The sequence below is a fragment of the Trinickia sp. genome (assembly GCF_051961175.1).
Lineage (GTDB): Bacteria > Pseudomonadota > Gammaproteobacteria > Burkholderiales > Burkholderiaceae > Trinickia.
Map to the genome: position 1 here is coordinate 1 of NZ_JBQCDN010000104.1, position 4,982 is coordinate 4,982.

Here is a 4,982-nt window from a genome sequence, read left to right on the forward strand (position 1 = left end):
ATGGTGGCGATCAAGGACAAGGAAGTGACGCAGGCCGATGTCGCGCGCGTGATCGAGACCGCCAAGGCGATCAACATCCCGACCGATCAGCAGGTGCTGCACATCCTGACGCAGGAATTCATCATCGACGGCCAGGAGGACGTGCGCGAGCCGATCGGCATGAGCGGCATCCGCCTCGAGGTGAAGGTGCACATCGTGACGGGCGCCGTCTCGGCGGCGCAGAACATCGTCAAATGTGTGCGCCGCTGCGGGCTCGAAGTGAACGACTTGATCCTGCAGCCGCTTGCCTCTTCGCTCGCCGTGTTGACGGAAGACGAGAAGGAGCTGGGCGTGGTGCTTGTCGATATCGGCGGCGGCACGACGGACATCGCGATCTTCGGCGAAGGCGCGATTCGCCATACGGCGGTGATTCCGATCGCGGGCGACCAGATTACGAGCGACATCGCGATGGCGTTGCGTACGCCGACGCCCGATGCGGAAGACATCAAAGTCAGCTACGGCATCGCCAAGCAAGCGCTTGCCGATCCGGACGAGATGATCGAGGTGCCGGGCCTCGGCGAACGCGGGCCGCGCACGCTCTCGCGTCAGGCGCTGGCGGCGGTGATCGAGCCGCGCATCGAAGAATTGTTCTCGCTCGTGCATCAAGTCGTGCGCGAGTCGGGTTACGAGGAACTCTTGAGCTCCGGGATCGTTCTGACGGGCGGTGCATCGATGATGCCCGGCATGGTCGAACTCGGCGAAGACATTTTTCTGAAGCCGGTACGCATTGGTGTGCCGGAGTATGCAGGGGGCCTTGCCGACGTCGTGCGCAATCCGCGCTATTCGACGGCGATGGGGTTGCTCGTGGAAGGCTCGTCGCAACGGATGCGCGGCCGCAAGGTCGCGGTGCAGTCCGGTTCGGTGGGGCAGGTCTTCTCGCGCATGAAGGACTGGTTCCTGGGCAATTTTTAACGGTGATTTTGTGGACGGCTCAACGCGCGCCGCACGTGACGCGCTTCGGGCAGGCAGTGAAAGCGCGGGTGCCGGCGGCTCGCGTGCGGTGAGGGGATTGCCCGATTCCCCGCCGACTAACGGCCGATGAGCAGGCATTTTTCTTTCGGAGGCAATATGGAATTCCAGATGTTGGAAACGGAAACCAACGGCACCATCATCAAGGTGGTCGGCGTTGGCGGTGCGGGCGGCAATGCCGTCGCGCACATGATCAGCAAAGGGGTGCAGGGCGTCGATTTCGTCGTCATGAACACCGATGCGCAAGCGTTGTCGCGTTCGCGCGCGCCGAACGTGATTCAGCTTGGCAACACGGGGCTCGGCGCCGGCGCGAAGCCGGAGATGGGACGTGCGGCGGCCGAAGAAGCGCGCGAGCGGATCGCCGATGCGTTGCGCGGCGCGCACATGGTGTTCATCACCGCGGGCATGGGCGGCGGCACGGGTACGGGCGCGGCGCCCGTGGTCGCGCAGATCGCCAAGGAGATGGGCATTCTGACCGTTGGCGTCGTGAGCAAGCCGTTCGAATTCGAAGGCGGCAAGCGCATGCGCGTGGCAGAAGCCGGTTCGCAGCAACTGGAGGATCACGTCGACTCGCTGATCGTCGTCCTGAACGACAAGCTGTTCGAGGTGATGGGCGATGACGCCGAGATGGACAAGTGCTTCCAGTGCGCGGACGACGTTCTCAACAACGCGGTAGCCGGCATTGCTGAAATCATCAATGTCGATGGCCTCGTGAACGTCGACTTCGAAGACGTGAAGACGGTGATGGGCGAGCAAGGCAAGGCGATGATGGGCACGGCCACCGTGGCCGGTGTCGATCGCGCGCGCCTGGCGGCTGAACAAGCCGTTGCCAGCCCGTTGCTCGAAGGTGTCGATCTGTCGGGCGCGCGCGGCGTGCTCGTCAACATCACGTCGAGCCGTTCGCTGCGTCTGTCGGAAACGCGCGAAGTGATGAACACGATCAAGAGCTACGCAGCGGAAGACGCCACGGTGATTTTCGGAGCCGTCTACGACGACGCGATGGGCGATGCCCTGCGCGTGACGGTGGTGGCGACGGGTCTCGGCCGTTCGGCGGCGGGTGTGGCGAAGAAGCCGCAAGCGGCGCCGATGACGCTGCTGCGCACGGGTACGGACAACCAGCCCGTGATGCAGCATGGCTACACGCCGCAGTCGTCGCACGCGAACACGTCCGATTATGGCGCGTTCGATACGCCGGCCGTATGGCGCAATTCGCGCGAAACGGCGGCGTCGCATGTGCAGGCGCTGCAGGAGAAGGGCGTCGATACGTACGACATCCCGGCGTTCCTGCGTAAGCAGGCTGACTAAGCGGTGCGTTCGCCGGCGTGAACGCTGCACGGGTCGCGCAGGCGTTGGACGACATCATGAATGGCAACGGCGTCAGGCGGCTTCGCTGCCTCGGACGACCGGGCGCGTACGGCGCCCGCAGCGCGCAAGCGACGCGGGTAGCTCGGCTGTCGGCGCGTCCGAGGCCGGGCGGCGTGGCGCGTGCGGCTGCATTGGGTCGCGTGCACGCAAGCGCTCCGGTCTGCGACAGGCGGATCTGGCAACGGGCGAGCCGCTGATCGCAATGCGCGCAACGTCGTGCCGCTAACAATGCGGCATCGATGCTGTGCGCGGGCGAGTGCGGGCGGATATTCGGCGCATCTCGGGCAAGGTGCGCCGGGCGGCGGCTCGGAAACCGGACAAGCGATGCGAATCGCTTGCCTGTAGGCCTTCGCGTCGCGTTTCATCCGCGGCGGGGCAGGCCGTGCCCCTGCTGCGCGCGGGCGTCCAACGTTGTGCAAGGGCAACGCATGCGCCAGAAGTTTGTGACGGTCCATTACGGGCCGGCGGCCGGGAATGCCTCCGTTCCGGCCGCCGGCCTCGTTTCATCGATTGCAGTAATCGCTGGAAACAGATTGATACGTCCGGAGAAATGAACGCTTTCTCTGGATAGAGTATACTTCGCCCTATGAGCTGAAAAATACCGATTGAAAATAGCAATCGAACGAACGGAATCATGTTGAAGCAACGCACAATCAAATCGATCGTCAAAACCGTCGGGATCGGCCTGCATTCTGGACGCAAGGTCGAACTGACGCTGCGTCCGGCTGCCGCGAACACCGGTATCGTGTTTTCGCGCATCGATTTGGCTACGCCCGTGGACATCCCGGCCGGGGCGCTGTCGATCGGCGATACGCGCCTGGCTTCGGTGTTGCAGAAGGACGGCGTGCGGGTGTCGACGGTCGAGCACTTGATGTCGGCGTGCGCCGGCTTGGGGATCGATAACCTCTACGTCGACGTAACGGCTGAAGAAATCCCCATCATGGACGGCAGCGCAGCATCGTTCGTCTTTCTGATGCAATCGGCCGGGATCGAAGAGCAAAACGCGCCGAAAAAGTTCATCAAGGTCATCAAGCCGGTCGAAGTGCGCGAGGGCGACAAAGTGGCGCGCCTCGATCCGTATTTCGGCTTCAAGTTGAAGTTCACGATCGATTTCAGCCATCCGGCCGTCGATAAGACGGGGCAGGCGCTCGAAGTGGATTTCGCAACGACGTCCTACGTGCGTGAAATCGCGCGTGCCCGCACGTTCGGTTTCGCCCATGAGGTCGAGATGATGCGTGAGCTCGGATTGGCGCGCGGCGGCAGCATGGACAATGCGATCGTGCTCGACGAATACCGGATCTTGAACAACGACGGCCTCCGTTACGACGATGAGTTCGTGAAGCATAAGATGCTCGATGCGATCGGCGATTTGTACGTCGTCGGCCATCCGTTGCTGGCCTCGTATACGGCGTACAAATCGGGGCACGGCTTGAACAACGCGTTGCTGCGCGAGTTGCTCGCCCACGAAGATGCTTACGAAGTGCTGACCTTCGACGATGCGCAGCACGCGCCGCGCGGGTTCGGCTACGAGGCGCAGACGGCATTCGCCTGATACGGGTGTGCCGGTGGTCCGGCGATTGGAAGGTGAAAGTGGGCGGCCTGCGGGCCGCTCATTTTTTTGGGCGATGCGCAGTGGGTGCTTCAGTTGTCGGCTACGGTGAGTGCTTCAGCACTTACTGTAGCCCCGTGCAGCGCTTAGTCGCTTGGTTTTCCGTGGCGAGCCGCCATTTTGGCGAGAGCCGCCTGCAGCGGAGACGGCGCGAGCGTCCGGCTCAGTGCCTGTCGCGCCGCGGCGCCGGCCGGCGTCATCCGGGCCTGCTTGGGCGGGGGCGGCTCCACAACGGCGCGGGGCCGCACTTTGAAGGTCAACGCGCGGACCGGCCAGCCGCGCTGCTGCAGTTCCGCCAGCAGGCGCGGTTCGACCTGACGCAACCGCGCGGCCAGTGCACCGTGGGCGGCGAACAGTGTCAGCGTCCCGTCCTTGATGAATCCCGGTTCGACATTGGCCGCCAGATAATCGGGCAGGATCTGCGCGAGCTCGCGTTCGAGCGAGGCAATCTGCTCGACGCCGGCCCGCAGCGCGGCAAATGCGTCGGTGCGGCCGAGCACTTCGGCGACGGCTTGAGGCCGGCGCTGCCCGGGAAATTTCGAAAAAGACGAAAAACGGCTCATGCGGCGATTGTACCGTCTTAGCGAACCGCGTTACCGCCTCGATCTGCCCGTCTTTCGGCCCCGTCTTGCCGCCTTGGTTGCAGGTTCAGACACCCCCTGAGGTGTCCTCGCCGTAACACGGGCGAGGCCCGAACCCGGGCGCCCGGCATGCTGGCTCCCGACACGGTACATTAAGGCTCGCGTGCTAAAATGCGCGATTCGAATTCACTCATGGAATAAGCCGCCGAGGCTATCCGAACCCGAGCATCCGCGAACGGCGCCAACGAGCCGCGCGGGCGCACGAGCGAAGCCGCGACGCATACTCGACCCAATGACCACCGGTTTTCTCCAAAAGATCTTTGGCAGCCGCAATCAGCGTCTCGTCAAGCAGTATCAAAAGACCGTCGCGGTGATCAATGCGCTCGAGCCGCAAATCGAGCAATTGACGGACGACCAAC

The 4,982-nt window shown here is 63.6% G+C and carries 4 protein-coding genes; 3 read left to right on the forward strand and 1 reads right to left on the reverse strand.

Features of this window, described 5'->3' with window-relative positions:
- The 3 genes from ftsA to lpxC all read left to right on the forward strand — a co-directional run.
- Nucleotides 1-951: cell division protein FtsA (gene ftsA, locus ACTHL0_RS05380; protein WP_440565561.1), on the forward strand; the 951-nt coding region annotated here is incomplete at its 5' end.
- Between the two features lie 156 nt (nucleotides 952-1,107).
- Nucleotides 1,108-2,313: a cell division protein FtsZ gene (gene ftsZ / locus ACTHL0_RS05385; RefSeq protein ID WP_440565562.1), complete on the forward strand. Its 1,206-nt coding sequence runs from the start codon at nucleotides 1,108-1,110 to the stop codon at nucleotides 2,311-2,313.
- A 694-nt stretch (nucleotides 2,314-3,007) separates the two neighbouring features.
- A complete protein-coding gene (gene lpxC, locus ACTHL0_RS05390; RefSeq protein ID WP_440565563.1) occupies nucleotides 3,008-3,925 on the forward strand; it encodes a UDP-3-O-acyl-N-acetylglucosamine deacetylase in 918 nt (305 codons plus the stop codon).
- 143 nt (nucleotides 3,926-4,068) lie between these two features.
- Here the strand turns inward: lpxC and ACTHL0_RS05395 are convergent, their stop codons facing one another.
- Nucleotides 4,069-4,545 carry a DciA family protein gene (locus tag ACTHL0_RS05395; protein ID WP_440565564.1) on the reverse strand — a complete coding sequence of 159 codons (477 nt, stop codon included), beginning with the start codon at nucleotides 4,543-4,545 and terminating at the stop codon, nucleotides 4,069-4,071.
- Nucleotides 4,546-4,982: the final 437 nt, after the last annotated feature.